The organism is Streptomyces yangpuensis (genome assembly GCF_001005295.1).
Lineage (GTDB): Bacteria > Actinomycetota > Actinomycetes > Streptomycetales > Streptomycetaceae > Streptomyces > Streptomyces yangpuensis.
In genome coordinates this window covers 613470-638865 of the sequence record NZ_LBMK01000003.1, presented here as the reverse complement: position 1 = coordinate 638865, position 25396 = coordinate 613470, and the positions used below count along the sequence as shown (strand labels likewise).

The 25396-nt window shown below is 70.1% G+C and carries 17 protein-coding genes and 1 pseudogene; 14 read left to right on the top strand and 4 right to left on the bottom strand.

Annotated elements, in window-relative coordinates; genetic code table 11:
- Positions 1-210 precede the first annotated feature (210 nt).
- The 7 genes from AAT21_RS18195 (at position 211) to AAT21_RS18165 (ending at position 10070) form a co-directional block, all read left to right on the top strand.
- Positions 211-639 (top strand): DUF6507 family protein, encoded by a 429-nt coding sequence (locus AAT21_RS18195; RefSeq protein ID WP_046777889.1) that lies wholly within the window; start codon positions 211-213, stop codon positions 637-639.
- Positions 636-3437 (top strand): hypothetical protein, encoded by a 2802-nt coding sequence (locus AAT21_RS18190; RefSeq protein ID WP_046777888.1) that lies wholly within the window; start codon positions 636-638, stop codon positions 3435-3437. Before AAT21_RS18195 ends, AAT21_RS18190 begins: the two co-directional genes overlap by 4 nt.
- 17 nt (positions 3438-3454) lie before the next feature.
- Positions 3455-4309, top strand: a complete 855-nt coding sequence (locus AAT21_RS18185; RefSeq protein WP_063838117.1) for an immunity 49 family protein — start codon at positions 3455-3457, stop codon at positions 4307-4309.
- Between the two features lie 308 nt (positions 4310-4617).
- Entirely contained in the window at positions 4618-4758 is a 141-nt protein-coding gene (locus AAT21_RS38380; protein ID WP_200904417.1) for a hypothetical protein, read from the top strand.
- 109 nt (positions 4759-4867) lie between these two features.
- A complete protein-coding gene (locus AAT21_RS18175) occupies positions 4868-5725 on the top strand; it encodes a protein kinase family protein (protein WP_046777887.1) in 858 nt (285 codons plus the stop codon).
- Positions 5725-7953: a protein kinase domain-containing protein gene (locus tag AAT21_RS18170; RefSeq protein ID WP_079025777.1), complete on the top strand. Its 2229-nt coding sequence runs from the start codon at positions 5725-5727 to the stop codon at positions 7951-7953. The genes AAT21_RS18175 and AAT21_RS18170 overlap by 1 nt, the downstream gene beginning before the upstream one ends.
- A gap of 26 nt (positions 7954-7979) precedes the next feature.
- Complete coding sequence (locus AAT21_RS18165; RefSeq protein WP_046777886.1) at positions 7980-10070, top strand: protein kinase domain-containing protein; 2091 nt, start codon at positions 7980-7982, stop codon at positions 10068-10070.
- Positions 10071-10096: 26 nt separating this feature from the next.
- On the opposite strand, the pseudogene AAT21_RS40035 reads toward AAT21_RS18165, so the two are convergent.
- The 4 genes and pseudogenes from AAT21_RS40035 to AAT21_RS39720 form a co-directional block, all read right to left on the bottom strand.
- A pseudogene (locus tag AAT21_RS40035) lies at positions 10097-10502 on the bottom strand (DUF5825 family protein); the annotation flags it as partial.
- 1 nt (position 10503) lies between these two features.
- Positions 10504-10777, bottom strand: a 274-nt coding sequence (locus AAT21_RS40030; protein ID WP_412180328.1) for a DUF5825 family protein, incomplete at its 3' end; no start/stop codon positions are given.
- Between the two features lie 68 nt (positions 10778-10845).
- Positions 10846-12765, bottom strand: coding sequence for a RiPP maturation radical SAM C-methyltransferase (locus AAT21_RS18155; protein WP_063838116.1), 1920 nt, complete (start codon positions 12763-12765; stop codon positions 10846-10848).
- 157 nt (positions 12766-12922) lie between these two features.
- Positions 12923-16045, bottom strand: a complete 3123-nt coding sequence (locus AAT21_RS39720; RefSeq protein ID WP_052757861.1) for an AfsR/SARP family transcriptional regulator — start codon at positions 16043-16045, stop codon at positions 12923-12925.
- Positions 16046-16464: 419 nt separating this feature from the next.
- Here AAT21_RS39720 and AAT21_RS18145 point away from each other — a divergent pair, with 419 nt between their 5' ends.
- The 7 genes from AAT21_RS18145 (at position 16465) to AAT21_RS18115 (ending at position 25303) form a co-directional block, all read left to right on the top strand.
- Positions 16465-17751 carry an ATP-grasp domain-containing protein gene (locus AAT21_RS18145; protein ID WP_046777884.1) on the top strand — a complete coding sequence of 429 codons (1287 nt, stop codon included), beginning with the start codon at positions 16465-16467 and terminating at the stop codon, positions 17749-17751.
- Between the two features lie 181 nt (positions 17752-17932).
- Positions 17933-19288: a diaminobutyrate--2-oxoglutarate transaminase family protein gene (locus AAT21_RS18140; protein WP_200904416.1), complete on the top strand. Its 1356-nt coding sequence runs from the start codon at positions 17933-17935 to the stop codon at positions 19286-19288.
- Between the two features lie 119 nt (positions 19289-19407).
- Positions 19408-20505, top strand: a complete 1098-nt coding sequence (locus AAT21_RS18135; protein ID WP_052757859.1) for a fatty acid desaturase — start codon at positions 19408-19410, stop codon at positions 20503-20505.
- Positions 20495-21670, top strand: a complete 1176-nt coding sequence (locus AAT21_RS34535) for an amino acid kinase family protein (RefSeq protein WP_052757858.1) — start codon at positions 20495-20497, stop codon at positions 21668-21670. The genes AAT21_RS18135 and AAT21_RS34535 overlap by 11 nt, the downstream gene beginning before the upstream one ends.
- Before the next feature lie 11 nt (positions 21671-21681).
- On the top strand, positions 21682-22752 hold the full coding sequence (locus tag AAT21_RS18125; RefSeq protein WP_235438922.1) for an LLM class flavin-dependent oxidoreductase: 1071 nt from the start codon (positions 21682-21684) through the stop codon (positions 22750-22752).
- Between the two features lie 48 nt (positions 22753-22800).
- Positions 22801-24042 carry an ATP-grasp domain-containing protein gene (locus AAT21_RS18120; protein ID WP_046777881.1) on the top strand — a complete coding sequence of 414 codons (1242 nt, stop codon included), beginning with the start codon at positions 22801-22803 and terminating at the stop codon, positions 24040-24042.
- A 10-nt stretch (positions 24043-24052) separates the two neighbouring features.
- Positions 24053-25303, top strand: a complete 1251-nt coding sequence (locus tag AAT21_RS18115) for an MFS transporter (RefSeq protein ID WP_052757857.1) — start codon at positions 24053-24055, stop codon at positions 25301-25303.
- The last annotated feature ends 93 nt before the right edge of the window (positions 25304-25396 follow it).

The following is a 25396-nucleotide window of genomic DNA, read 5'->3' as shown; positions in this document are numbered from 1 at the left end:
GCGGTGGAAGAACGCCTCGCAGGAGGTCAAGAACATCATCCAGCTGCTGAACACGACGCTGGAGAAGAACGACGCGACCGCGCGGCAGACGCTCCAGCGCGCGAAGGCCGCGGTCGACAACATCGGCTGAGCAGGATCGTTTCAGCCGGTCGGCGGGACAGCGGGACAGCGGGACAGTAGGGCAGCCGGATTCACGGGGGTGGGTCGTCCATGACGTCATGGGACATCAAGCCGCAGGGTGTGCAGGGCCAGTTGAAGACCGTCGGCGGGAACGCCGGTGAGCTGGAGAAGGCCTTGAACGCCCTGCTCACGGCCATGTCGGAAGCGGCTCAGGCGGCGGGGACGGCGGTGCCGGGCTCGCAGGCGGAGACGAAACTGCAGGGCCCGGTGCCGGTGGGGGCGCCGCCCCTGTCGCAGAAGGCGATGGGGCCGGTCGCGGCTGCCCTCGGCGAGTACCTCACCGCCCGCAAACCCGAGTTCAAGTCGATGGCGGAGCGGATCGAGGCGTGCATCCTCGGCGCGGTCGCGGCGACGAACGAGTACCTGGAGGGCGACCTGGACCAGGCGAAGGCCGCCCAGGACGCGGCGAAGTCCGTCAACCTCGACATCCTGCGTGAGAAGACCGGGGGGAAGAAGTGAGCGGGGACGCGCCGGTCGATCCGGCAGAGGTGCCGGTCTTCACGGGGAACCTGGCGACTCTCGACGCGAAGGTGAAGGAGATCTCGTCGGGCGGGGCGGCCGTCTCGACGAAGGCGTCCGACGTCCACACCAGCTTCGGTGGCCTGCAGGCGTTCTACCAGGCGCCCGAGGCGGACCAGCTCTTCGCGACGACGAAACCGGTCTCCGACCTGGGCCTGAAGCTCAGCTCCGACATGTGCACCATCGCCGGCGCCCTGGGCACGTACTCGCGTGACGCCGCACCCGTCGTCAAGAAACTGGAGAGTCTGAAGGCGGAGGCGGAAGCCTTCCGCACGAAGGTCTCCAAGGAGGACAAGTGGCGTGAGGACGGCGATCTGATCGACGAGAACCTCGAACGCCGCAACAAGATCGCCGAGGTGTGGGCCGAGTTCCAGGAAGTGGAACGCGCTGCCCACGCGAAGATCGTCGCGCTGGTCGGCGGCAAGCCGCTGCGCGTCAACGACGGCTCCAACGCCAAGGACATGTACGGCTACGACGCCGAGGCGATGAAGCAGTCCAAGTCCCTGCCCTGGGGCGACGCGGTCGAGGAGTCCATCCCCGCGTGGCAGGTGTGGGAGCACGCCTGGGAGTTCGGCAAGGGCGTCGTCGTCGACGGCGTGTGGGGCACCCTGAAGGGCCTGGGCGGCCTCGTCGGCCTGCAGGGCTGGGACGTCTTCAAGCAGTCGTGGACGGGCCTGGCCAAGCTGGGCACCGGCCTGGCGATCCTGTCGATCCCCGGTGCCGGCCCGCTGTTCCTGTCCGCGCCGGACGACAAGCTGCCGTCCTGGCTGCGGGACTCCCGTACGGCGATGAAGGAGACGGGCAAGGCGCTGCTGGCGTGGGACCAGTGGGGCTCGAACCCGTCGCGGGCGGCGGGCGCGGTCACCTTCAACGTCGTGACCACGATCTTCACGGGCGGCGCGGGCGGCGCAGCCGCGGGCGCGGGCAAGGCGGGCGCGGTCGCCAAGACCCTCTCCTTCGCGGGCAAGGCCGGCCACGCCATCGACCCGATGACGTACATCTTCAAGGGCGCGGGCGCGGGCTTCTCGAAGATCGGCGACGTGATGGCCGGTCTGAAGGGCATGGGCAAGTTCGAGGTCCCGGACATCAACCTGGACGGGGCGGTCGCCCTCCCCGAAGGAGCGATTCATCTCCCCGACGGGGCGATCAAACTCCCCACGGGCACAGCCGTCCCGGACGGCGCTCACATACTCTCCGACGGCAGCATCAAGCTGCCCGAGGGCACCACGACCTTCCCGCCGGGCACGGTCAAGCTGCCCGGCGACGGTCCCGGGCAGTTCATGGACCCCAAGGGCAACATCTACGAGGCGGACGGCTCGCTCTCCCAGGCCGGCAAGGACGCCCCGAAGGAGCCGGGCGCCAACGTCCCCGGCGTCGAGACACCGAAGGTCGACACCCCGTCCACCGCCAGGGTCCCGGAGCGCGAACTCGCCAGCGTCGGCGGCCGCGGCGGCGACAACGGCATCAACCTCGGCTCCAACATGGACGGCCCGCTCCACACCCTGGACAACGGCCCTCGCGGCGTCGACAACACGCCGGGCGGTCACGCCCCGGACAACATGCCGCGGGGCGACCTCAACAACCCGGGCGGCGGCCGCCCGGACACCCCGAGCACGCCCGCCACGCACGCGGACACCCCGTCCACGGCCGGCACGCACGCGGACGGCCCCGGCACCGGAGCCACCCACGGCGACGGCCCGGGCGGCACGGGCGGCACCCACAACCCGCTGGGCGGCCATGGCCCCGGCTACGACGGCATCCCTGCCCTGGGCGACGACGCGGCCCGAGGCGCGGACGGCGGGACGACCCCGGCAGGCAGTCACGACGGCCAGCCGACCCCCCCTGCGGCCGGACAGCAGCTGACGCCGGAGCAGGTCAAGGCCAAGCAGGACGAGTTCGTACAGAAGGCAAACGACGACAAGACCTGGTTCAGCCAGTACTACCGGGTGGACGGACACCGTCACAGCGTTCAAACCAAGATCGACGGCGTCGAGCTGCCGATCCTGGCGAAGGACAGCGACGGGTCCTGGATCTCCAAAAACAGCCTCCCGTCCGCCGGTTCCGAGACCAAGTTCGGCAAGGATCCGTTCCTCCGCGACGAGACACACCCCCAGATCGACCACCTCGACGACGTCGCACGGGACCGCAAGGTCTCGGTTGACCTCGCCAACGCCGAGCGCGCGCACAAGAACGGACCCACCGCCGATACGCTGGACGAACTGGCCAAGGCACAGGCGCGTTTCGACACGCGCATGACCCCGAGGTGGGGCGAGAACACCTCCAACAACACGTCGTTCTCGGAACGACTGGGCGAGGACGCGGCACGGCTGCATGTGGTCCCGGAGAGGTTCCCCGGGTCGGTGGAGCAGCCACTGCCGAAGACGCCCAACGGCGCCAACATGTTCGACCAGCTGTACCGTCGTCCGGACGGCAAGCTGATGATCATCGAGGCGAAAGCACCGTCTTCCAGCCTGCTCTGGCGCAAGGGAGTCGGCCCGGCCGAGGGCTTCATGGTGAAGCAGGGCACCGAGCCGTACCTGCGCACCATCATCGCCGAAATGGAACTCCGGCCGAACCTGAAGGTGACCGACCCCTCGGGAAAGGTCTGGAAGAACTCGGACCTGGCGGATGAACTCACAAAGGCTCTGGACAGCGGAAACCTGGAGTACGCCATGGTGAAGGCCAAGGATGGCGGCACTCAGTACGCTGGGGCCGTCCTCGAATTCTTCAAGATCTGACAAAGGAGACAGGGTCCGTGATCGTGCCGCGCCAGGACTATCCGAAGGACGAGATGGCGGCGGTGGTTCCCTCCATGGAGGGTTCGCTGTCCTATTCGCTGGAGGAGATCGAGACCTCGCACAACTCCAGGTCGGGCGCGGTCATGAGGTCGCTGAACGTCGCCTTCGTGCGCTGTGTCGGGGATCCGGGCGCCGTCATGCTGGAGACGTGGGAGTCCTGGCTGCTGGCGATGCAGGTGCACTCCGCCGTCTTCGCCGCCGTCGACCCCGACCGGGAGACGGTCACCTGCAAGATCCGGCAGGAAGAGCGCCACCTCGCGACCACCGGGCCGCAGACCTACCTCAACGCGAACACCTGGCTCAACGCCTTCTACCTCGCGATCGTCTGCCGCGAGGCAGCCCGCCTCGACATGCTGTCGCGGATTCCGGTCTCCCTGCTGCGCGACTTCGGCGGCGCCCTGGACGAGTACACCTATGCCTGGGTGGAGACCCTCCAGAGCTTCTGGCTCCGCCGTGACGATGTGGGCACGCACCTGGTGCGCGCCGTGGACCTGAGCGCTCCCGAGCAGGCCCGCGTCATAGACGCGGAGACGATGAGCAAGCTCCGCTACCCGCCGATCATGATGCTGTACCGCTACCTGCGCAACGACGCCGCCGGCTTCAACGAGGCCCTTGCCGATGCCGTCCGCTGGCACAAGGAATACTGGACCGCTGACGAAGACCGCCGGCAGAACATCCTGGGCATCGTCGCCCTCGGCCCTCTGGCGATCGCCTGCCTGGCGAAGGCCAACGGCCTCCCGTTCGAGGTCGAGACCGAGTACCTCCCCGAAGCCCTCCTCGACTTCGCCTGGCGCGGCGAGTTCGACGCGTAGTCCCCATCCGGGGGCACCTCCCTCCCTGACGACCTCGCGGGTCGTGCGCCCGTACTGAGCAGGGGCAGGGCAAGGTCGCGTTCGATTCGTTCAAGCTGCGTGCGGACGGGATCGCGAAGGAGCTGAACGCGTCGCTGGCGGTGATCGGGCAACTGGAGCCGGTGATCGCTGCGTGTGAGGCGCAGGTGGCGGCGGCGATGTCGGAGGCGGCTCAGGCGGCGGGGACGGCGGTGCCGGACTCGCAGGCTGGGATGACTCCGCAGGGTCCGCTGGCTCCGGGTGGGGGGCCGGCGCCTGGTTCGGCTTTTGTGGCGACGCAGAAGGCGATGGGGCCGGTCGCGGCCGCGCTGGGCGAGTATCTCACCGCCCGCAAGCCGGAGTTCAAGTCCATGGCGGAGCGGATACCCCACCTGAGTACGTCACCTGCCCCTGCAGGTCGGCCCGAGTAGCCGCCCGCCCCCACGGCCGCACTGGGTGCGGCGAATTCCCCACGCAGCCGGGGTCGGGCGCTTGAGTAGGGTTGACGGAGATCCATACGGATGAGGAGGGGGCTCGCGGGTGGATGCGACACGTCTCGACGACCCTCGGCGCACCGGACCCCACACCGTGCTGGGACGGCTCGACGACCAGAACGAACACGGCTCCGCCGAGCGGCGGTTCATCGTCCGGAGCCCGGACGGCGACCGTACCCTCCTCGCCCGGCTTCCCCGCCCCGGCGTCGACCCCACCCGCTGGGCCATCGAGGCCGAGGGGGCCCGGCGGCTCTCCGTACCGGGGTTCCTGCCGGTCGGCGAGGTCGGCGGCGGCGGGGCGGAGCTGCCCTGGTGCGCGGGCCCGTACGTTCCCGCCCTCCCGCTCCCCGACGCCCTGCGGGCGCACGGCGGGCCGCTGCCCGACCCGGTCGTACGGGCCCTGGGCGCGGCCCTCGCCCGGACGCTGGCCACCGCGCACGCGCAGGGCGTCCCGCACGCCGGCCTGTCCCCCGCCGCCGTCCTGCTCACCGCCGACGGGCCCCTCCTGAGCGGCTTCGGCGCGGTACGGGCCGCGGCTCCCGACGGCGAGCCGCGCAGCGGCCTGCCGGGCCTCGACTCCGGCTGCCTCGCCCCGGAGCAGGCGGCCGGCGGGCGGCCCCGCCCGCCGGGCGACGTGTACGCCCTGGGGGCGGTGCTCGCCTACGCCGCGACCGGCCACACCGTCCCCGAACGCGCCGAGCTGCCCTCCTTCCTCCGCGAACCCGTCACGGCGTGCCTCTCCCGCGATCCCGAGCGCCGCCCGCAGGCGCACCAGCTCGTCCCGCACCCGGAGCCGGCCGGCCCGATGCCCCTGCCGGCGCCCGTCGTCGTCGCCCTCGCGCACCAGTCGGCGCGGGTCCTCGCGGCCGAGCTCCACTTTCCCGCTCCCTGGACCGGCCACTGATGCTGACCCCGCTGACCCCACTCACCCCGCTGACCCCGCTCCTCCCCCTCACGCACGACGACCCGCACACCCTCGGGGGCCACCGCCTCGTCGCCCGCCTCGGCAGCGGCGGCATGGGCACCGTCTACCTCGCCCGCTCCGCCACCGGCCGGACCGTGGCGCTGAAGACGATGCACGCCCACATCGCCGCCGACCCGGCCGTCCGCACCCGCTTCCGCCTGGAGGTGGACGCGGCCCGCGTCATGGGTCCTGTCCACGGCGCCCGCGTCTTCGACGCCGATCCGCTCGCCGAAACCCCATGGCTGGCCACCGAGTACGTGCTCGGCCCGCCCCTCGACGAGGCCGTCTCCCTCGCCGGACCGCTCCCCGAGCCGGCCGTACGCGCCCTCGGCGCCCTGCTGTGCGCGGCCCTGGCCCAGCTCCACGCCTCGGACGTCGTCCACCGCGACCTCAAGCCCTCCAACGTGATGATCACGGCCGACGGCCCCAAGGTCATCGACTTCGGCATCGCCCGCGCCCTCGGCGACGACCACCTCACCCACACCGGCACCGCCGCGGGCACGCCCGCCTTCATGTCCCCCGAGCAGGCGACCGGACTGGAGCACACCTCCGCGGGCGACGTGTTCGCCCTCGGCGGCGTCCTCACCTACGCCGCCTCCGGCCACGGTCCCTTCGGCAGCGGGCGCCACGCCGACCTCATGTACCGGGTCCGCCACGCCGACCCCGACCTGACCGGAGTCCCCGCCGCCCTCGTCCCCGTCCTGACGCGCTGCCTCGGCAAGGACCCCGCCGGCCGCCCCACCACCTCCGGCCTCGCCGCCCTCCTGCACCCCGGGCAGGACGGGGGCTCCTTCGCCGGGCACCTGCCCCAGCCGCTGCTCATGGAGATAGCCCGCCGCGTCGGCGGTGTCTGGAACGCCCCGCCCCCGCGGCTGCCGGCCCCTCCGGAGCACACCCTCACCCCGCCGCTCCCGAGCAGCACGCCCCCGCCCCCGTCCGGCCTCTCCCGCCGCAGGCTCCTCACCCTCGGCGGCGGGTCCCTCCTCGGGGCGGCCGCCGTCGGAGCCGGCGCCTGGGCCTGGCTCGACCGCGAGGACTCCACCACCGCGAAGCCCCCAGCCCCCTCCAAGGACCCCGCGTGGGACCTCCTCTGGCAGGAGCCCGTCAGCTACGCCGACCCACGGATCCCGCCCGCGCCGCTGCTCCTGAACGGGCTCCTCCTCGTCGGCGAGTACGGCGTCAAAGGCCTGGACCCCGCGACGGGAGCGGCCAAGTGGGCCGACCCCGACGTCTACTTCATGCGTCGCACCACCACCGACGGCACGAAGGTCTACGCCGCCGACTACACCCTCGACGAGGCCGACCCGCTCCGCGTCTCCACGGTCGACACGGCCACCGGCAAGCTCAACGCCCCCTTCAGCGAGCTCAAGGACCTGCGGGCGATCCTCTACGGCACCCAGCTGCTCTGCGCGACGGCCGAAGCCGTCTACCTGGCCGGGGGCCGCGGCACGCACGCCCGCGACGGCTTCGGCAAGGACCAGACGTGGTTCCTGCTGAAGGTCGACACCCGCTCCGGCGGCAGGCTCTGGGAGGTGCCGCTGCCCGCACGCCCGGCCGCCTCCCCGCACCTGCACTTCCTGTCCGCCCGGGCCGTGGGCAAGCACCTGGTCCTCGTCCAGCAGTCCGCGGACGCCGAACCGCGCCTCGTCGTCCACGACGCCCGGACGGGCAGGGCGCTGTGGGACAAGCCGCTCCAAGGCGCGCAGCCGGTCCTGAACCGGGCCCACCTGGCGGTGGACGACCGGCACGTGTACCCGGGGGCCGGTGAACTCGTCGCCCTCGGCCTCGCCGACGGCAAGCCGGTCTGGCGCTTCGAGGGCCTGACCCCGAAGGCCCGGTTCGGTCCCCCGGCCGTCCAGGACGGCGTGGTGTACGCGGTCGAGGAGAACCGCGGCCTCGTCGCCCTCGACGCCGTGAGCGGCGCCCTGCGCTGGGCGGAGAAGAGCCGCGCGGTGGGCCCCGAGGACCTCGCCACCCCGCCCGCCGTCGGGATCTCGTACGTGTACACCTACGCCGGGGCCTCGTCGGGGCTGGTGGCCACCGACATCCGGACCGGCGCCGTCAGCCACCCGTTCAAGGCCGCCCGGGCCCGGTACTTCGCCGACGCGTCGGCCGGGCGGCTCATCGCGATCGGCGGCGAATACGTCGCCGCGTACCCCCTCGCCTGAGCACTTCACAGAAAGCCGCACACGCCATGAAGCCCCTCGAATCCGGAGACCCGATCCGCCTGGGCCCGTACCGCATCCTCGCCGTCCTCGGCGAAGGCGGTATGGGAAAGGTCTACGTCGGCCAGGACGGCGAGGGCCGGGCGGCCGCGGTGAAGGTGCTGCACCCCCACCTGGCGCACGATCCGGACCTCGGCCGGCGCTTCGTCCGCGAGGCCCAGGTGGCCCGGGCCGTCGAGAGCGGATCCGTGGCCCGGGTCCTGGACGCCCGGACGGAGGGCGGACGGCCGTGGATAGCGACCGAGTTCCTGACCGGGCCGACGCTCGCCGACGCCGTACGCGCCCACGGCCCCTTCGACGAGCCGACCGTACGGGCCCTGGCGGCGGCCCTCGCGGGGGCGTTGCGCGACATCCACGCCGCCGGCCTCGTCCACCGGGACCTGAAGCCCGCCAACATCGTGCTCACCGCGGCGGGCCCGCGCGTCATCGACTTCGGCATCGCCCGCCCCGAACACGGTCTCACCCTCACCGCCACCGGCCAGGTCCCGGTCACCCCCGGCTACGGCGCGCCCGAGCAGGTCCTCGGGCAGCGCGTCGGCCCGGCGGCGGACGTCTTCTCCCTCGGCGCGGTCCTGGTGTTCGCGGCGAGCGGGCACCACGCCTACGAGGGTTCGCACATCGCGGCCGTGCAGTACGAGGTCGTCCACGGCGAGCCGCGCCTGGACCGCGTACCGCCCGCACTCCGGCCGCTGATCGGCCCGTGTCTCGCCAAGGACGCGGCGGCGCGGCCCCTCCCGGACCAGATCGCGCGGTCGTCCGCCCCGCCCCGGGGCGCCGACCGCCTCTGGCTGAAGGGAGCGATCGCGCAGGACATCACGACGCGCGAACACGGCCTGGCCCGGCTGACCACCGTGCCGGGCGGGGTCGCACCGCGTTCCGTGTCACGTCGCCGCCTGCTGACGGGTCTCGTCGCCGGCGGGTCCGTACTGGCGGCCGGCGGCGGCACGGCTGCGTGGTGGAGCCGCCAGTCCGGCCCCTTCGACATCCCCGCAGCCGTGAAAACTCCGCAGGGCAAGCTCTTCGACATGAAGAAGGGCGACTACGTCCTGGGGGAGACTCCCGCACCGCTGTGGAGCGTCCCCTCGGCTGTCTCGGACGCCACGCCCGCGCCCCTGCCCGTACGGGACGTCGTCATCGTCGGGGCACCGAAGGGCGGCATCGCCGCGCGCAGCGTCGTCGACGGCACGCTCCGCTGGTCGGCCGGAGAGGTGGCGGCCGCCGGCCGCTACCTGTCCCTCTCCGACCGGCTGGTGGCCGCCGCCGGCCACGACGGCACCCTCATGACCTTCGTCGCCTCGACCGGCGAGCCGAAGTGGACATCGCCCGCCGAGGCCGCTTCCCTCCTCGCCGCGGACGACGAGGCCGTCTACGTGATCACCAAGGACGGTCGGGTGCGCAGCATCGGCCGCTTTGACGCCCGGATCCGCTGGACCGCCGGTATCGACGCGGGCCTCGGCAAGAACGCCGCCTCCCGCGGCCTGGTGGCCCAGGGCCGGCTCGTCGTCACGGCGGCGGACGGGTCCGTCGTCGCCCTCGACACGGCCGACGGCCGCAGGGTGTGGGACCGCCGCAAGCAGTCCGACGACGGCCGGGCCACGGCCGCCGTCTCGGGCCGCAGCCTGTGCGTGACCGGCAAGAACCTCACCGTCCTCGACGTCGTCGACGGCAAGGAGCTCTGGACGGCCGAAAACCCCGAGCCGCCGAACGGAACACCGTTCTTCTGGGGGCCGCCGACCATTCACGGCGATCATCTGTACGCGAGCGCCCTGACCGTTCCCCTGCGCTACGACCTGCGCACCGGCCGCGGAACGGACTGGGTCTTCCAGGGCCTGTTCGAGTGCGACCCGCCCAGCCCGCTCGTCGTGCAGGGCAACGGCCTGTGGTCCGTCACCGTCAACAGGACGGAGGGCGGCATCAACGTCGTCGACCTCTCGGAGGGCAACCGGACGTCGTGGGTCTTCCGCATCATCAAGAACCCCGACCGGTACTGGATCACGGCCGACGCGAACCGGGTGTTCCTCCTGGACGGCACGACGCTCACCGCCCTCCCCGTGTTCTGAGCCGCCGGGACGCTCCGGCCCCCGGGTCAGACCCGGAAGGGCGGCTGCGGCCAGCGGTGCGGCCGGTGGGGGGCCCACCACCAGAGGTCGCCGACGGCGAGCAGGAGGGACTCCGCGGCGAGGTCGGCCCGGACGGCGGGGGCGACACCGTCGGCCGACGGGTCCGCCCGCACCGCCTGCACGGCGGCGAGGTAGTCCGGTTCGTCGATGACGATCCGGTTCAGCACGCCGGGCCGGTGGTCGCGGATCTCCAGGAAGCCCGGCCCCTTCCGGACGAGGCACTTGCCCAGGAAGAAGCCCTCGGCCCAGGCCGACCGGAGCTCGGCCGCGTCGGCCGGCCCCTCGACCCGGGCCGGCGGGTAGAGGTGGCTGAGCGTGTACGCCGACGGGCCGGTCCGGCAGGCCCCCGCGTCGGGCAGCCGCACCCGCCAGNCCGGCGGGTAGAGGTGGCTGAGCGTGTACGCCGACGGGCCGGTCCGGCAGGCCCCCGCGTCGGGCAGCCGCACCCGCCAGTCGACGACGACGCCCCAGGCGGTCAGCTCCCGGACCAGGTCCAGGACCCGTACGGCGCCGGCCGGTTCGGCCGTGGCGGACAGGTCGACGAGGGCGCTGAACTCGGCTCTGCGCAGGCCCGTGCGGTACAGCTCACGGGCGGTGTGCGCTGCGTCCACGGAGGCTTCGGCGACGGTGATGCTGCCGAGGTGCATGCCCGGGAGTGTCCGCGCGTGGTCGCGGTAGTCCCGCCAGAGGTCGATCGCCGGTTTACGGGCGGTGATCACGAGGCGGCCCCGGGGCCCTGGGCGGGGCCGGGTGCCCGGGCGAAGTCCCGGGTCAGGTCGGGGGCCGAGCCGCCCAGGCGGGTCAGCTCCGCGTTGGTGCCCAGGGGCACGACATGGACGTACCGGCCGGCGTCCTCGAAGAGGAGCCCGGCCTCGCCCCACTCCGCGAGCAGTTCGGCGACCCGGGCCGGGGAGACGCTGGCGGTGAACCGGGCGCTGAGCCGGTGGGTCAGCGACTGGACGCTGCGCGGGTCCTCCAGGAGCCGGAACGCGGCCACCTCGACCGGGTCCGTGATGGTCCTCGTCGTCCAGTCGAAGTCTTCCCGCCGGTTGGTCAGCACGATTCTCGATCCGATGTCGTAGCGGGTCAGGCTGCTGTGGAGGTACTGGTCGCGCCACCGCTCGACGGCGGCGCCGAGTTCCTTCGCGACGGTTTCGCCGATGCCGGCGTGCGGGGCGTCGAAGAGGTAGGCCAGGTCGTACAGCTCCGCCTCCGGCAGGTCGTACACCACGCCGTAGTGGGAGGCAGGCCGCAGCTGCGCGAAGCCCAGCTCCGGCCGGTCGAAGTAGGGGCTGAACCTCTCGATCTCGATGCGGGTGACGCCGTCCGGCGGGGTGAGGTGGGCGAGGGCGGGAAACTGCCGGATCACCTCGGTGTAGTCGCGTTCCTTCTCACCGGGGAACCCGTAGAGGTAGTTCCATGTGGCCCACAGGCCCGCGGACTGGGCGTCCCGCAGGTGGCGCACGTTCTGACAGCCGGTGACGCCCTTGTCCATCAGGCGCAGCACCCTGCTGCTGAGGCTCTCGATGCCGGGCTGCACCTGCACCAGACCGGCGTCGGCGAGCGTCTTCAGATGCCGGTGACGGAGGTTGGACTTGATCTCGTAGTGGAAGCGCAGATCGTAGTCGAGGTCGATCAGGGCGGGCAGCACGCTGCGCAGGTATCCCATGTCGAGGATGTTGTCGACGACCATGATGTCGAGCACCTGGTGCTGCCGGGTCTGCTCCACGATCTCGTTCAGGAACGTCTCGGGGGCCTTGCTGCGGAAAGCCATCGACGTTCCGTTGAGCCCGCAGAACGTGCAGTGGTGCTTCTCGCCCCACCAACAGCCGCGGGACCCTTCCAGGACCAGTTTCGGCTCGATCCGGGAACGGGCCGCGGAACTCTGCACCCGGGTGAAGTACGGCTGGTAGTCCGGCTGCTTCAACTCGGCGGGCGGGAGCGGGAACCGGGGCATGTCGTTCGCCCGGTGCGCACCGTCGTCGCCGCGCCAGCACAGCCCGGGGACCGTCCCCGGCTCCACCTCGCCGCGGACCACGCCGAGCAGTGCGGGGAACGCCCGCTCCGCCTCGCCGCGCACCACGTAGTCGACGGCGGGGAAGTTGCGGTACAGGGCCGCCCCCTGCGGTCCGTCGCAGTTGGCGCCGCCGAGCACCGTGGCGGTGCCCGGCGACAGCCTCTTGACCGCCGCGGCCGTGGCCAGGGCGGCCGTGTTCTGCTGGAACGTGGTGGTGAAGCCCACCAGGTCCGGGCCGGTGTCGGCGATCCTCCCGGCCAGTTCCTCGACGAACCGTGCGGACGCCTCGTGCAGGGCCAGGCACACGTCCCGCAGGTGCGGGCCGAGGCCGGGCGCCATCTGCTCCTCGAACTCACGCACCCGCCACTGCGGAACGCCGTGGAGGGCGCTGGAGAACACCCAGTCCCCGTAGCCTTCGAAGTACGCGTGACTGGCGAAGAACTCGTAGTCCTCGACCTGCAGTCCGATCGCTTCCGCCGCCCAGTCGAAGTAGTCCAGGTTGGCGTTCACCGTCTCCACCTCCGCCCCGTGGGAGCGGCCGATGGAATGCAGGATCCCCAGCGCGAGGGACGGCGTGTCCAACGACGCCCACGGCATGTTCACCAGAGTCACACGCATGTGCGGAGCAGCCCCCAGGTCTGTCTCAGTGTCCTTCCACCGCAAGAGGCCTGCGCACACCGATGACGTCCGTGCCTGATCTCTTGCTCTCCGCCATCGCGCGTGGGTCGACGTGGATGGTGGTCTTCTTCACGATGGTTCCCGTCCGTTTCCGTCGTCAGTGGATCGGTTGCAGAACGGGAACTCTAGGCAGAGTCACTACCGGATTCCTTCCGGTGACTCTGTGTGCAACCTGGGCGAGGATCGAGTCGAGGCAGTGGGCCGGCGCGGGAGTGCCGACACATGCGGCCAGCTCGGCGAGTTCCAGGCGCAGCACCCGGCCCGCGGCCGGGTCCTCGGAGTCCAGCGCCTGGCCCAGCAGCTCGACGGCGGAGAGCAGCACGTGGTGGACCGGCTCCGCCCCCAGCAGCCGGATGGACTGGGTCAGCCGCTCGACGGCCCGGTCGATGTGGCCGTCGGCGAATTCCAGGGAGGCCAGCACGTAGAAGAGTTCGCCCATACCGAACTCCAGGTTCATGTCCCGCAGGACGGCGTGCCCCTCCTCGATGAACCGCCGGGCCGAGGGGTCGCGCAGCTCCAGCAGGCTCAGCCCCAGGGTGAGGCCGCTGAACGCCTCGTAGGGGCGGTCCCCCAGCTCGTGGAAGGCCGCGAGGGCCGTCTCCGCCTTCTCCCTCGCCTCCTGGAGCTCCCCGCGGTGGCGCAGTACGACGGCCCAGTGGCGCAGCGCGAGGGCCTCCTCGCGCCGGTTGCCGGCCAGACCGCTGAGCCGGACCGCCTCCTGGAAGGCGTCCGACGACAGCTCCCAGCGTCCCTGCTCGTAACGGATCGTGCCCAGTTCGCGGGCGGCCACCGCCTGTTCGAGCGGGCTCCCGGAGGCCAGCGCCGCCTCGACGGCCCGGCTCACCTCGGTGAGGGCGGGTCCCGTCCGGCCCAGTGCCCGCAGCGCTCCCGCCCGGACCACCAGGCACTCGCTGCGCAGCGCGGTGAAGCCCAGCTCCTCGAAGGCGGCGTCCGCCCGGTCCACGAGCTCCAGGCCGGCCCCGGGGTCCCGGCGGATGCACCGCAGCCGCGCCAGCCGCAGGGACATGACGCCGACACCGGCGGCGTCGCCGTCGGCCTCGGCCGCCGCCAGGGCGAGCCGGTGGCCGGCCTCCCAGTCGTCGTAGTGGTGGCGCATCTCCAGGAAGTCGGTGGTGCTGTCGGCCAGTTCCCAGGCGATCCGGCCGAACCCGTTCGAGCAGGCCATCGCGATCGCGGAGGCCAGGCCCGGGCGCTCGGCCTCGAACCAGAGGTAGGGGTCCTCGACGATGTAGTCGACGTCGGAGCGGTCGAATCCGTCGTAGCGCTTCGTCGCACCCCCCGCGGCCGCCGGCCATTCCCGGACCCGTGCACCGGTGATGCGCTGCGCCGCCGTGGTGGACAGCGTGAGCCACCCGTCCAGCACCCTGGCCAGGGCCTCGCGGCACTGCGCCTGCGAGTACTCGGCCTGGGCCCGCTCCCTGGCGTAGAGGCGGACCAGGTTGTGGTACCGGTAGCGGGTCTGTCCGGCGGCGTCGCATCCGATGACGTCGAGCAGCTGGGTGCTGACGAGTTCCTCGATCAGGTCCTCGGCCTCGTCGATGGTGATGCCCAGCAAGGGGGCCAGTAACCACGACGCGAAGTCCGGTGTGTCGATCAGGCCCAGCAGGCAGAACGCCTCGCGCTCGCGCGGCTCCAGCTCCTCGTAGCCGGTCTCCAGGGTGGCCCGTACCTCCAGGTCGCCGGAGACCAGCACGTCCAGGCGCCGCCGCTCGTCGGCGAGGCGGCGGGCGAACCGGGTGATGCCGCCCCGGGAGTGCTGGGCGAGCCGCGCGGCGGCGATCCGGACGGCCAGGGGCAGATAGCCGCACAGCCGGGCGATCTCCGCCGTGGTGGCCTCGTCGCCGATGACGTGGTCCCGGCCGGCGATCCGTTCGATCAGGGCGCCGGACTCCTCCGCGTTGAACACGTCGAGGTCGACGTGGGTGGCGGACTCCAGGCCGCTGAGCCGCGGCCGGCTCGTGATCAGCACGACGCAGCCGGGTGAGCCCGGGAGCAGCGGTCTCACCTGCGCCTCGCTGACGGCGTCGTCGAGCAGGATGAGCATGCGCGAGGAGGCGGTCCGGCTGCGGAAGAGTTCGCTGCACTCCTCCAGGTCGTCCGGTATGCCCTCCTCCCCGACGCCGAGCGCGCGCAGGAAGCGTCTGAGCGCCACCAGCGGGTCGAGCGGCCGCGTGTCGGCCGTGCGCAGACGTATGTACAGCTGTCCGTCGGGGAACTGGTCGGCCACCCGGCGGGCGGCCTGCACCGCGAGGGTGGACTTGCCGACCCCGCCCTTCCCCGAGAGGGCGACGAGCGCCAGTGACTCCTTGTCGCCCGTCGTCAGCGTCTCGCGGATGCGGCTGACCTGGTCGGCGCGTCCGGTGAAGTCGGCTATGGACGGCGGGAGCTGGGCCGGTACGACGGCGGCGATCGGGGACCAGACGCGCTCGGGCACCTCGTCGGGCTCCTTGCGGGGCAGGTCGAGAGCGGGACCTCCGACCAGGATCGCCTCGTGGAGCCGCTGGAGCTCGCTCCCCGGCTCCAGGCCGAGCTCCTCGGCGATCAGGGTGCGCCCGGCCTGGTAGACGGCGAGGGCGTCGGCCACCCGCCCGCAGCGGTAGAGCGCCAGCATCAGCTGACCGCGCAGCCGCTCCCGCAGCGGCTGTTCCCCGACGAGCGCCTTGAGTTCGCTGACGAGTTCGCCGTGGCGGCCCAGGGACAGCTCCGCCTCGATGCGTTCCATGACGACGCCGATCCGGCGTTCCTCCAGCGCCGGCGACTCGGTCCGGATCAGCTCCTCGGTGCCGTCGGCCAGTGGTTCCCCCCGCCACTGGGCGAGGCCGGCGCAGTACGCCTCCACCGCGTCGAGCTGCCGGTCCTGCGCGAGCGCCGCCCTCGCGTCCGCGACGGCCCGGTCGAAGGCCTGCAGGTCGAACCGGTGCTCGCCGAGCTGGAGGCGGTAGCCGTTGCCCGACCGGACGATCAGCTCCGGCCCCAGCTCTCCGCGCAGCTGGGACACGCACTTCTGGATCTGGGCCACGGCGGTCGGCGGCGGCGCTTCCCCCCACAGGATCGCGACGAGTCGTTCCACCGGGACGACGTGTTCGGCACGCAGCAGCAGCGCGGCCAGTACCGACCTCGTCTTGCGCCCGTTGAGTCTGACTGCGAGTCCGTCGCGCCATGCCGTGATCGGCCCGAGAACACGGAACTCGAATGCCACGCAGCCCCCTCCTGATCCCGTCCGCCGTATACGGATACGGGACTCCCGCCCCCGCCTGATGACCTGCACTTCGGGACGATACCGCACGGTCGGAAGCCCGGCGGAAGGCAATCGGTAGCGGTCGGTGAAAAGCTCATTACATCTCGGACGGCGACGGAAGCTGCAGTTCAAATGACCAGAAATGCGGACACCGATGGCGCAATCTGGCCGTCGGCACCCTGAAACTCGCCGGCGTCACCGACATCGCCGCCGCCCTCCGCAGCAACGCCCGCGACGCCACCCGCCCCCCTCGTCCTCGCGTGATCACGAAACGGACGTCACGCGACTGCGCCGAAGCCCCGAGTACCAGAGGGGAAACGTTCCGGGAACCGCCACTGACAACCTCGCCACATCAAGGTGACGACGCGCTAAGGAAGTCCATGTTCAGTTTGCAGCGTGCCCACGCCAACGGGGACCGGTACCTTCTGCTGCTCGGTGCCGATCTGATGTTGCGTGAGCGAGCCATCGTTGCCGCCCTGCGTGCCTATCCCGGCCCGGTGATCGGCATGACGGAGGATCCCGTTTCCGGTGCGAACCGGTATTTCGACCACGTCCTCCCGGCCAGCAGCTACAAAGCCAAGCCCGCGCTGAAGGCAGTGGAGGAATTCGAGCGGCAGACCGGCCTGAAGCCGGACGCGGTGGTCCCCATCTACGAGATGAACCTGCACGCCTCGGTGGCGATTGCCCACCACTACGGGTTGCCGGCGCTCTCCGACGAAGCGCTCCGGCGCTCGCGGGACAAGCACACGATGAAGGTGGCGTTCGAAGAAGCCGGCGTTGCCTGCGCCCGGCACCGGCTGTTCTCCACCGCTGAGGAGCTGCGGGCAATAGCCGCGGAGCTGGAGTTCCCCCTGGTGCTCAAGCCGAGGGACTTCGCCGGGAGCGTCGGGATCATCAGGGTCGACACGGCGGACGAACTCGACGACGCCTTTGAGCACTGCCGTTCCTCGCTCATGGAGGTCTCCGGGACCTTCGATCTCACTGACGGACGCTTCCAGGTGGAGGAGTTCTTCGTCTCGACGCACGAGGTCTCTGTCGAAGTCATCAACTACGAGGGCAGCCGCGCGGTGCTGGCCGTCACCGACAAGAACAAGAGCGCACCCCCGTACTTCGCCGAGACCGGCCAGCTGGTGCCGAGCCGGGAGACCGGCAACGCCGCACTGCGCGAGCTCGCGCTCAAGGCATGCGAGGCGCTCCACATCGACCGCGGCATCGCCCACGTCGAGATCCTGGTCAACGGGGCCGAGTTGAGCGTGGTCGAGGTCGGGGCCCGTCCTGGCGGCGACGGCATCATGGACCTTATCGACCGGGTGTACGGCTTCAGCCCGTACGACCTGCACATCGCGGCGTACCGCCGGACGATCGAAGAGCTGCCGCCGATCCCCGACACGCCGCAAGGGATCGCGGCGACCGGCTTCCTCAAGGCCGCCGGCGGCACGATCACCGGTGTACACCGGCCGCAGGGGTTCGATCCGGCCGAGCGCGCGCTCTATGTGACGGCGAAGCCCGGCGACCACTCCCGCCCGCCGACCTCCTACCTGGGGCGCGAGGGCGTCATCGAGTGCTTCGAGCCCGGGCGCGGTCCTGGCGACTCCCAGGAATTCCAGGCGCGGGTGGCGGAGCTGGCGGCGGCGCACAGCCGGAACCTCTTCAGCGTCGAACCGTGACAGCGCAAAGCAGAGCGGAACGGCTCATCGGGATTGCGGCGCGCGACCCGCTCCACCTCGCATTCGTCGCCCCTCTCGACCAGGGCATCAAGCAGTCGGAACAGGCTCCTGAGTGGGGCGAAAGGAATTCGTCGTGAGTGCGTCCGTTGTCACCAGTCTCCCGGGGCCCGCTTCGCGGCGGTTGCTGGAGCAGCAGGAGCGGGATGAGTCCTCGGCCCGTACCTATCCGCGGCACACGCCGATCGCGGTCGCCGGCGGACAGGGTTCCTATCTGCACGACGTCGACGGAAACCGGTTTCTCGACTTTCTGTCCGGGGCCGGCGTGCTCGCTCTCGGCCACGGCAATCCCGAGCTGATCGCCGCCGCGCAGGCTCAGCTGAACGTCGCCTCCCACATGCTCGACTTCCCCACCGAAGCGAAGTCGGAGTTCTCCACCCGGCTCCTGGGGATGCTGCCCGAGGCGATGCGGGACCGAATGAAGATTCACTTCTGCGGGCCGACCGGTGCGGACGGAATCGATGCTGCGCTGAAGCTCTGCAAGACCGCGACCGGGCGGGCGGATGTGATCTCGTTCCACGGCGGCTTTCACGGCAGCACGCAGAGCACGCTTGCGATCACCGGGCTGCGTGGCTCAAAGGAGCACCTGCACAATCTGCTGCCCGGTACGACGTTCTTCCCGTACTCGTACTGCTTCAAGTGCCCGCTGGCTCTGAACCCGGACAGCTGCCAGGTCAACTGCGTGCGCTACCTGGAGAATCTGCTGGCTGATCCGAACGGCGGTGTACGCCTCCCGGCCGCTGTGGTGCTCGAGATGGTTCAGGGCGAAGGAGGGGTGGTCCCGGCCCGGCCCGAGTTCGTCACCGAGCTTCGCCGGATCACGCGCGAGCGGAACATCCCGCTGGTGGTCGACGAGGTACAGACCGGCTGCGGGCGGACCGGTACGTGGTACGCCTTCGAGCAGTACGGGATCGAACCCGACGTCATCGTCTCGTCCAAGGCCCTGGGCGGCGGCCACCCGGCTTCGGTCATCATCTACGACGAGCGGCTGGACGGCTGGGCGCCCGGCGCGCACACCGGAACCTTCCGCGGCAACCAGCTCGCCTTCGCCGCGGGTGCCGCCCTCATGCGGATCGTCGAGCGCGATGAGGTGCTGGCGCATGTGCTCGAGACCGGGGAGTTCCTCCGCGCGGGACTGGATGCGCTGCAGCTGGACCACGCCATCGGCCCCATGATCGGCGAGGTCCGGGGGCGCGGGCTGATGCTCGGTGTCGAGCTGAACCCGGTCGGCAGCTGGACTGCGAGCGAAGTCGCCGGCCGGGTCCGGATGGCTGCGCTCCGCCGGGGACTGCTCTTCGAGCTCGCAGGACGGGACGACTGTGTCGCCCGGTTCCTGCCGCCCCTGAACCTCAGCCGCGGGGAGGCTCAGGAAGCCCTGGACATCCTGGGCGCGGCCTTCGCCGAAGTGAGCGCCGAAGCGCTCGGTGCCCACGTCGGCCGCCAAGACGGTAGTCACGAGCAGGAAGGGATCCTCGTATGACGGCAACATCCTCAGTACGTTCGGAAGAGATCAGAGCTTCCTATCAGCGCTTCCCCCGGTGGACGCAACACGGCTGGACGTGGATCACCGGTAAGGCGCTCCCCGGCCAGCAGCCACTGGTGCGTCTGAACCCTGTCACCTACCTGCTCTGCGACTTCGTCGCACTCGCGGCCGGTATCGGCAGTGCCTGGTGGATCGTCGCATGGGGCCCGCTCTGGACGCTCGTGCTGCTGCCCTTGTCCTGGTGCCTCACCGCGTCCGCGGCGAGAGTGTGCTCGACGGTGATCGCGCACCATGCCATCCACACCCGTTTCACCGGTCGGATCAAGCAGGACCGACTGATCCACCAGGTGCTGTCCACGCTCGTATGCACCGACGACGCGGATCAGTACTACGAGGACCACGTCAATCTCCACCATCGCAAGGAAACCTTCGCGACCCTCGCCGACCCCACCATCCAGCACCTGCTCATGCTCGGTTTCCGGCCCGGGATGTCCACCCGGGCGCTGAAGCGCCGGCTGGCCCTGATGATCGTGTCCCCGCGGTTTCACGGCGAGTTCCTGTACACCCGGCTGGCCCAGAACCTCGTCCGCTGTGCGCCGTACCGACGGGTCATGGGGTTCACCTACCTGGCCGGCGTTCTCGGCCTGGTGACCTGGCAAGGGGTGTGGTGGGAGTTCACCGTCGCCGTGCTCGTCCCGATGGTCCCGATCTACCAGGTTGTCGCGCTGCTGGAGTTCCTCAGCGAGCACGCCTGGTTCAAGGCCAAGGACGGCAGCCTGAGCGGCCGGGCCTTCCATGTGTCGCACTCCTGGGGACGGTTCTGCGGTGATCCGCTGCCGCCGAAGGGCCTTGGCCGGTCCGCCGCTTTCCGCGCCTGGCTGCGATGGAGCGCCCGCCTCGTCTGCTACCACATCCCGGCTCGCGTCCTCGTCGTACCCGGCGATCTCGCCCAGCACGACTTCCACCACCGGCGGCCCTCGACCCGGGAGTGGGTACGCGCGGCGTACGCCCGTCAGCACGACATCGACGCCGGACACCCCAAGTGGCCCGCGTACACCGACGTCTGGGGGATGGGCGACGCCATCGGCCGGGTGTTCACGATTCTGAGCCAGGAGAAGCCCACCGAATGGGGGCTCGGCGGCGAGAAGAGGCGCACGTCCGAGGGCACGCAGGCAGCGAACTCGTCGTCGAGGATGGTGAACGATGCCGCGTGACTCCGGGCACCTGCGTGTCGTCAAGTTCGGCGGATCATCCTTCGTGGAGCTGGCGGACTACGCCCGGGTTGCTGCTCATCTGATCGAGATGACCGACGGTGGCAGCACCGGCGTGATCGCCGTGGTGAGCGGGATGTCCGGCTCCACCGGACGTCTGCTTGAGGCGGCATTGGCGGTTGATCCGGACCTGAAGCCGGAGGTGCAGGACCAGGCGCTGGCCACCGCCGAAATGCTGAGCGCCACTCTGCTCCGGGCCGCCCTGCACGCACAGGGGAGTACGGCAATCGATCTCTGGGCGCACCAGCTGGGCATTGTCGGTGATGACACCGCCACCCGATCGAAGATCGTCACGATCGACCCCGCGCCCGTGCTCAAAGCGCTGACCGAGCATCAGGTCGTCGTGCTGGCCGGCGGCCAGGCGGTACGGCCCGATGGCCGCATCACCATGCTCGGCCGCAACAGCTCGGACCTCACCGCGGTCGCCATCGCCGGGGCACTCGGCGTCACCGAGTGTGAGATCTACTCCGATGTGCCCGGTGTGTACACCACCGACCCCTACACCGAACCCGCGGCTCGGCTGATGCCGGAGCTGTCCTACGCGCAGTGCGAAGCGATGTCGGACAGCGGGGCCAAGGTCCTGTTCGGCGGGTCGGTGGCGGCGGCCAGGCGGTACGGCGTTGCCATCGCGTGCCGGTCCCTGGGCGATGGCCGGGGAACCGTCGTGGGTCCGGGGGCGGGCACGACCGCGGTGGTCGGTGACCGGAAGGCCCAGGTCTTCCGGCTCGCAACCGGTGTCGATCCCGGCCAGGTGGCCGCGCTGATGCGGGAGACGGGACTCGTCGCCGTGGCAGTGCCCTCCGCCGAGCCCGTCCTGGCGTTCACAGGTGACCAGCGTGGTGTGGCCGAAGCCCTGGCCGGCGCCGGGGTGATGGCCGAGGCCGTGCACGGAACCGGGTTGATGTCGGTCGTCGAACCGGACGGCACCGCCCGGCGGTGGCTGGTTCCACTGGACGAGGTGGACGCCCATGTCCGGCGCGAACACGCCCGGCTGGATCAGCAGACCGGTTCCACGGATCCGGCGCGTCTCGCACCCAAGGCCCGCTCGGCCAACAGCGGGCTGCTCATCGGGTCCGCCGGAGACCAGCCCGTAAACCTTCCTGAATGAGGAGAACAACAGTGGAACCGCTGCGCATACATTGGGACGTACCGACGGACGGGGGCGGTCAGGCCAAGCCCACGGAAAAGTACAAGCTGGGCGCCCTGGACATGGGCGAAATCACCGACTTCGTCAAGGAGGCCGAGGAGCTCGGCGTCGACAGCCTCCTGTTCGGAATCGGGCACTACCTGCCGGATCCGGTGCCGATCATCGCGGCCCTCACCCAGCAGACGGAGCGGGTCAAGTTCATGCTCGCGTACCGCCCGGGGCTCCTTTCGCCGACTCTCTTCACGCAGATCGTCAATACCCTTTCCTGGATGTCCGACGACCGCCTCTCCCTCAATGTGGTCGCCGGAATCTCGGTGGCCGAGCAGGCCGGCTACGGTGATTTCCTGGACCACGACCAGCGGTACGCCAGAGCAGGTGAGTTCCTCCACATCCTCCGGGAATTCTGGGAGGGCGAGGTCCCGCAGACCTTTGACGGGCAGCACTACACGATCAAGGACGCGGAACTGCATCTCGGCTACAAGGGCGGCAAGCGTCCGGAGATCTACATCAGCGGTGCCTCGGAGGTGGCGCAGCAGACCGCCCTCAGCTACGGCGACTGCTGGATGCGTTACGGCGACACCCCGGAAGGGATGCGGCAGGCAAGCCTGCCGTTGATCGAGGGGGGCTGCCGGGTCGGCACCCGGATGCATGTGCTCGCCCGGGAGACCCGCGAGGAGGCGCTGGCCGAACTCGCCGAGCTGATGGGCGATCCCGACGTCGAACACGAGGCGTGGATCCGCGAATTCGTCAAGAACGTTGACTCCGAAGCGGTGAAGTCCTCCTTCCGGCTCGCCGATCAGGCTTCCGGAAAGTGGCTCTCGCCCTACATCTACACCGGCGCCGTCCCCTATCGCGGAGGCCCGGCGCTGTGCCTGGTCGGTAGCTACCAGGAGGTGGCCGACTACCTCTTCCAGTACAAGCTCGCCGGCATCAGCGAGTTCATCTTCTCCGGCTGGCCGACCCGGCCGGAAATGAGGACCTTCTTCACCCACGTGGTGCCCCTCATCCGTGAGCTGGAGCGTGACGCGCAGCCGCAGTCATGACTGCTCGCTCAAGCCCGCTGAACTCAACTCACTGAAAGATGGATCCCCATGCACATCGTGGTTCTCAACCGGTGGCCCAGGTTCTCCGACGAACGGCGCTGGGACAACGAACTTGAGCGATTCGAGGATCTCGACCATGACCGGCACCGGATCAGCTATGTGGTCGACGCGGAAGGGGCTACCGGAGTCCTTGCCGATCGTTCGCACATCGCGGATTTCGTCGTTCTCGAAGATCTGACAGATCTCGCCGCGGTGTGTGCCGCCGTACGGGGAATAGCCGACCGCGTCGGACCTGTCGATCAGCTGGTGGCGTTGTCGGAGTATCTGCTGGAGGTGGCTGCCCAGGTCCGCGAGGAACTGGAGATCCCCGGTCCGCGCCCGGCGGAGGTCAGTACCTATCGGAACAAGCTGACCATGAAGCAGCTCCTCGCCGACTCGGGTGTCCGGGTGCCTCGGTTCGCCCCGTGCGCGGATGTGGAGACAACCACACGGATCGCCCGGGACATCGGCTATCCCCTGATCCTCAAACCAGTCGCCGGGGCGGCCAGCAAGGGCGTACACCGCGTGGCGGACGAAGCGTCGCTCCGGTCGTGGCTGGCGAGCGTCGACAGTGCCGACTACCAGATCGAAGAACTGATCGATGGGACCGTCTACCACGTGGACGGATTCGCCGACCACGAGGCGCGGGTGCCCTTCCAGGTGGTGTCCCGCTACATCAACGACTGCCTTGCGTTCGAGACGTCGGGAGCACCACTCGGTTCGGTGGTTGTGCAGGAATCTGCGCTGAGGGAAAGAATCGAGGAGTTCGCCCGGGTCTGTGTCGCCGCGCTCAACATGAGGTCGATGGCGATTCACCTGGAACTCTTCGTGACCCAGGACGAAGAGATCGTCTTCCTGGAGATCGCCGGGCGGGTCGGCGGTGCCGAGGTGCCGCATCTCATCAACCGGCTCTTCGGCGTCAACTTGAGCTGGGTCTGGCTGCAGGCGATCTGCGGAGAGCCCGTTTCCCTACCGGCCAAGACGTCGGACCCGTCCGGTGGCTGGCTGATCATTCCCAAGCCTGACCAGCTTCCTGCCAAGGTGCTCCATCGGACCTCGATGCAGGCCTCGGTCCCGACGGTCTGGCGCGAACTCGTACCCAGCCCGGGGGATGTACTGGACCCGGACGGCAGTTACGACTCCATCCACAGCGGGCGGTACATCCTCGTCGGGGACGAGGCGCAAGTCGAGGCGGACATTCAGCACATCATTGAAAACTTCCGCATTGAGACCAGTCTGCTTCCGGTGTGAAGGGGGAGAGATGTCGTCGCCAGTAAAGACCGTCACGCCGATTCCGCCGGTGGCGAAGCGCACCAACCGGCAACGCCCCCTCTTCCTGACCGGGGTCCTGCTGGGCGCTGTGGCAGAACAGGTCGTGCTCTTCGCCCTTCCCCTGCTCATCTTCCAGAAGACGAACGATGTCGCCCTCCTGGGCCTCGCCTATGCCATCGAATGGCTTCCGGCGTTGCTGGCATATCCGTTCGCGGGGTTGATGGCCGACCGGGACGGGGGTCCCCGGCTGTTCTCTGTCGTCACCGCCGGCCGGTCGGTCGTTCTCGTCCTCGCCCTGGCCGGCTGCCTGCTGCTGTCGGACTGGCAGACTCCGATCCTGATGTCCTGCGGAGCGCTCCTCGCCCTGCTCCTGGCGCCGGTTCACATGGCGATCGAGAAGGTCGTGCCACAGGTGGCCACGGGCGAAGACCTGCCGAAAACGCAGGGGCTGGTCCAGAGCATGGAGGTTTCGGCGATGGCCGTCGGCCCCGCGCTCGCGCTGCTGGGCGTGATGTTCTTCGACAAGACCATGCTCCTCGGCGTCGCGGCAGCGGTGTTCATGGCCGCTGCCTGCTGCTGGCTGCCGATACCCCGCGGACCGAGGGCCGCAAAGCCCGGCACCGCGAGGGAAACCATGGCCGAGCTCGGCCTGGGCTGGAAACTTCTGGCCAGGAGCCGGCCGTTGGTCCTGCTGGCCGGTCTGAACTTCTCGATCAACCTGGTCTTCGGCACGGCGCTCAGCGCCAATGCGGCGTTGGTGACCGACGTGTTCGACGGCCCGGAATCGGCATTCGCTCTCCTGAATGTCTGTATCGGCCTGGTCGGGTTGGCCAACCTGCTGGCCATCCCGTTCCTGCTGCGCTTCTTCGACGTCAGGGTGATCGGGGTGGCCGGACTCGCCATCCTGTGTGCCTGTCTGGTGGTGCTCGGCTTCGCGCCGTCGCTGCTGATCTACGGTCCGGCCTTTGTCGTGGCGATGGTCGGGGTGACCTACTTCAATGTCTACAACCGCACCCAGCGGATCAGGGTGATCGCGCCGGAACATCTGGGCAAGGTCATGGGGCCGTTCTACATGATCAATCTCCTGGCGGCACCGCTCGGTGGACTGCTGCTGGCCGGCCTCGGCAACAGTCTCGGGCCGCAATCGCTTATCGCGGTTTCCGCGATCGCGCTGAGCGGAGTCTCCGCCGTCCTGCTCCCGCTGACGATGCGCTCCTTCCATCGCGCATTGAACAGTTAGGCAACGTCCAGCCGCCGGCTGCAGCCATCAATGGGAATCTCCGCGGTCGCGCTTGATGGGGTCGGCTCCATTCCATTCGTTGCTGACGATACG

Coding starts and splice junctions, on each gene's coding strand:
- AAT21_RS18195 (WP_046777889.1), top strand. CDS start 211: ATGACGTCATGGGACATCAAGCCGCAGGGTGTGCAGGGCCAGTTGAAG.
- AAT21_RS18170 (WP_079025777.1), top strand. CDS start 5,725: ATGCTGACCCCGCTGACCCCACTCACCCCGCTGACCCCGCTCCTCCCC.
- AAT21_RS18165 (WP_046777886.1), top strand. CDS start 7,980: ATGAAGCCCCTCGAATCCGGAGACCCGATCCGCCTGGGCCCGTACCGC.
- AAT21_RS18155 (WP_063838116.1), bottom strand. CDS start 12,765: ATGCGTGTGACTCTGGTGAACATGCCGTGGGCGTCGTTGGACACGCCG.
- AAT21_RS18145 (WP_046777884.1), top strand. CDS start 16,465: ATGTTCAGTTTGCAGCGTGCCCACGCCAACGGGGACCGGTACCTTCTG.
- AAT21_RS34535 (WP_052757858.1), top strand. CDS start 20,495: ATGCCGCGTGACTCCGGGCACCTGCGTGTCGTCAAGTTCGGCGGATCA.
- AAT21_RS18120 (WP_046777881.1), top strand. CDS start 22,801: ATGCACATCGTGGTTCTCAACCGGTGGCCCAGGTTCTCCGACGAACGG.
- AAT21_RS18115 (WP_052757857.1), top strand. CDS start 24,053: ATGTCGTCGCCAGTAAAGACCGTCACGCCGATTCCGCCGGTGGCGAAG.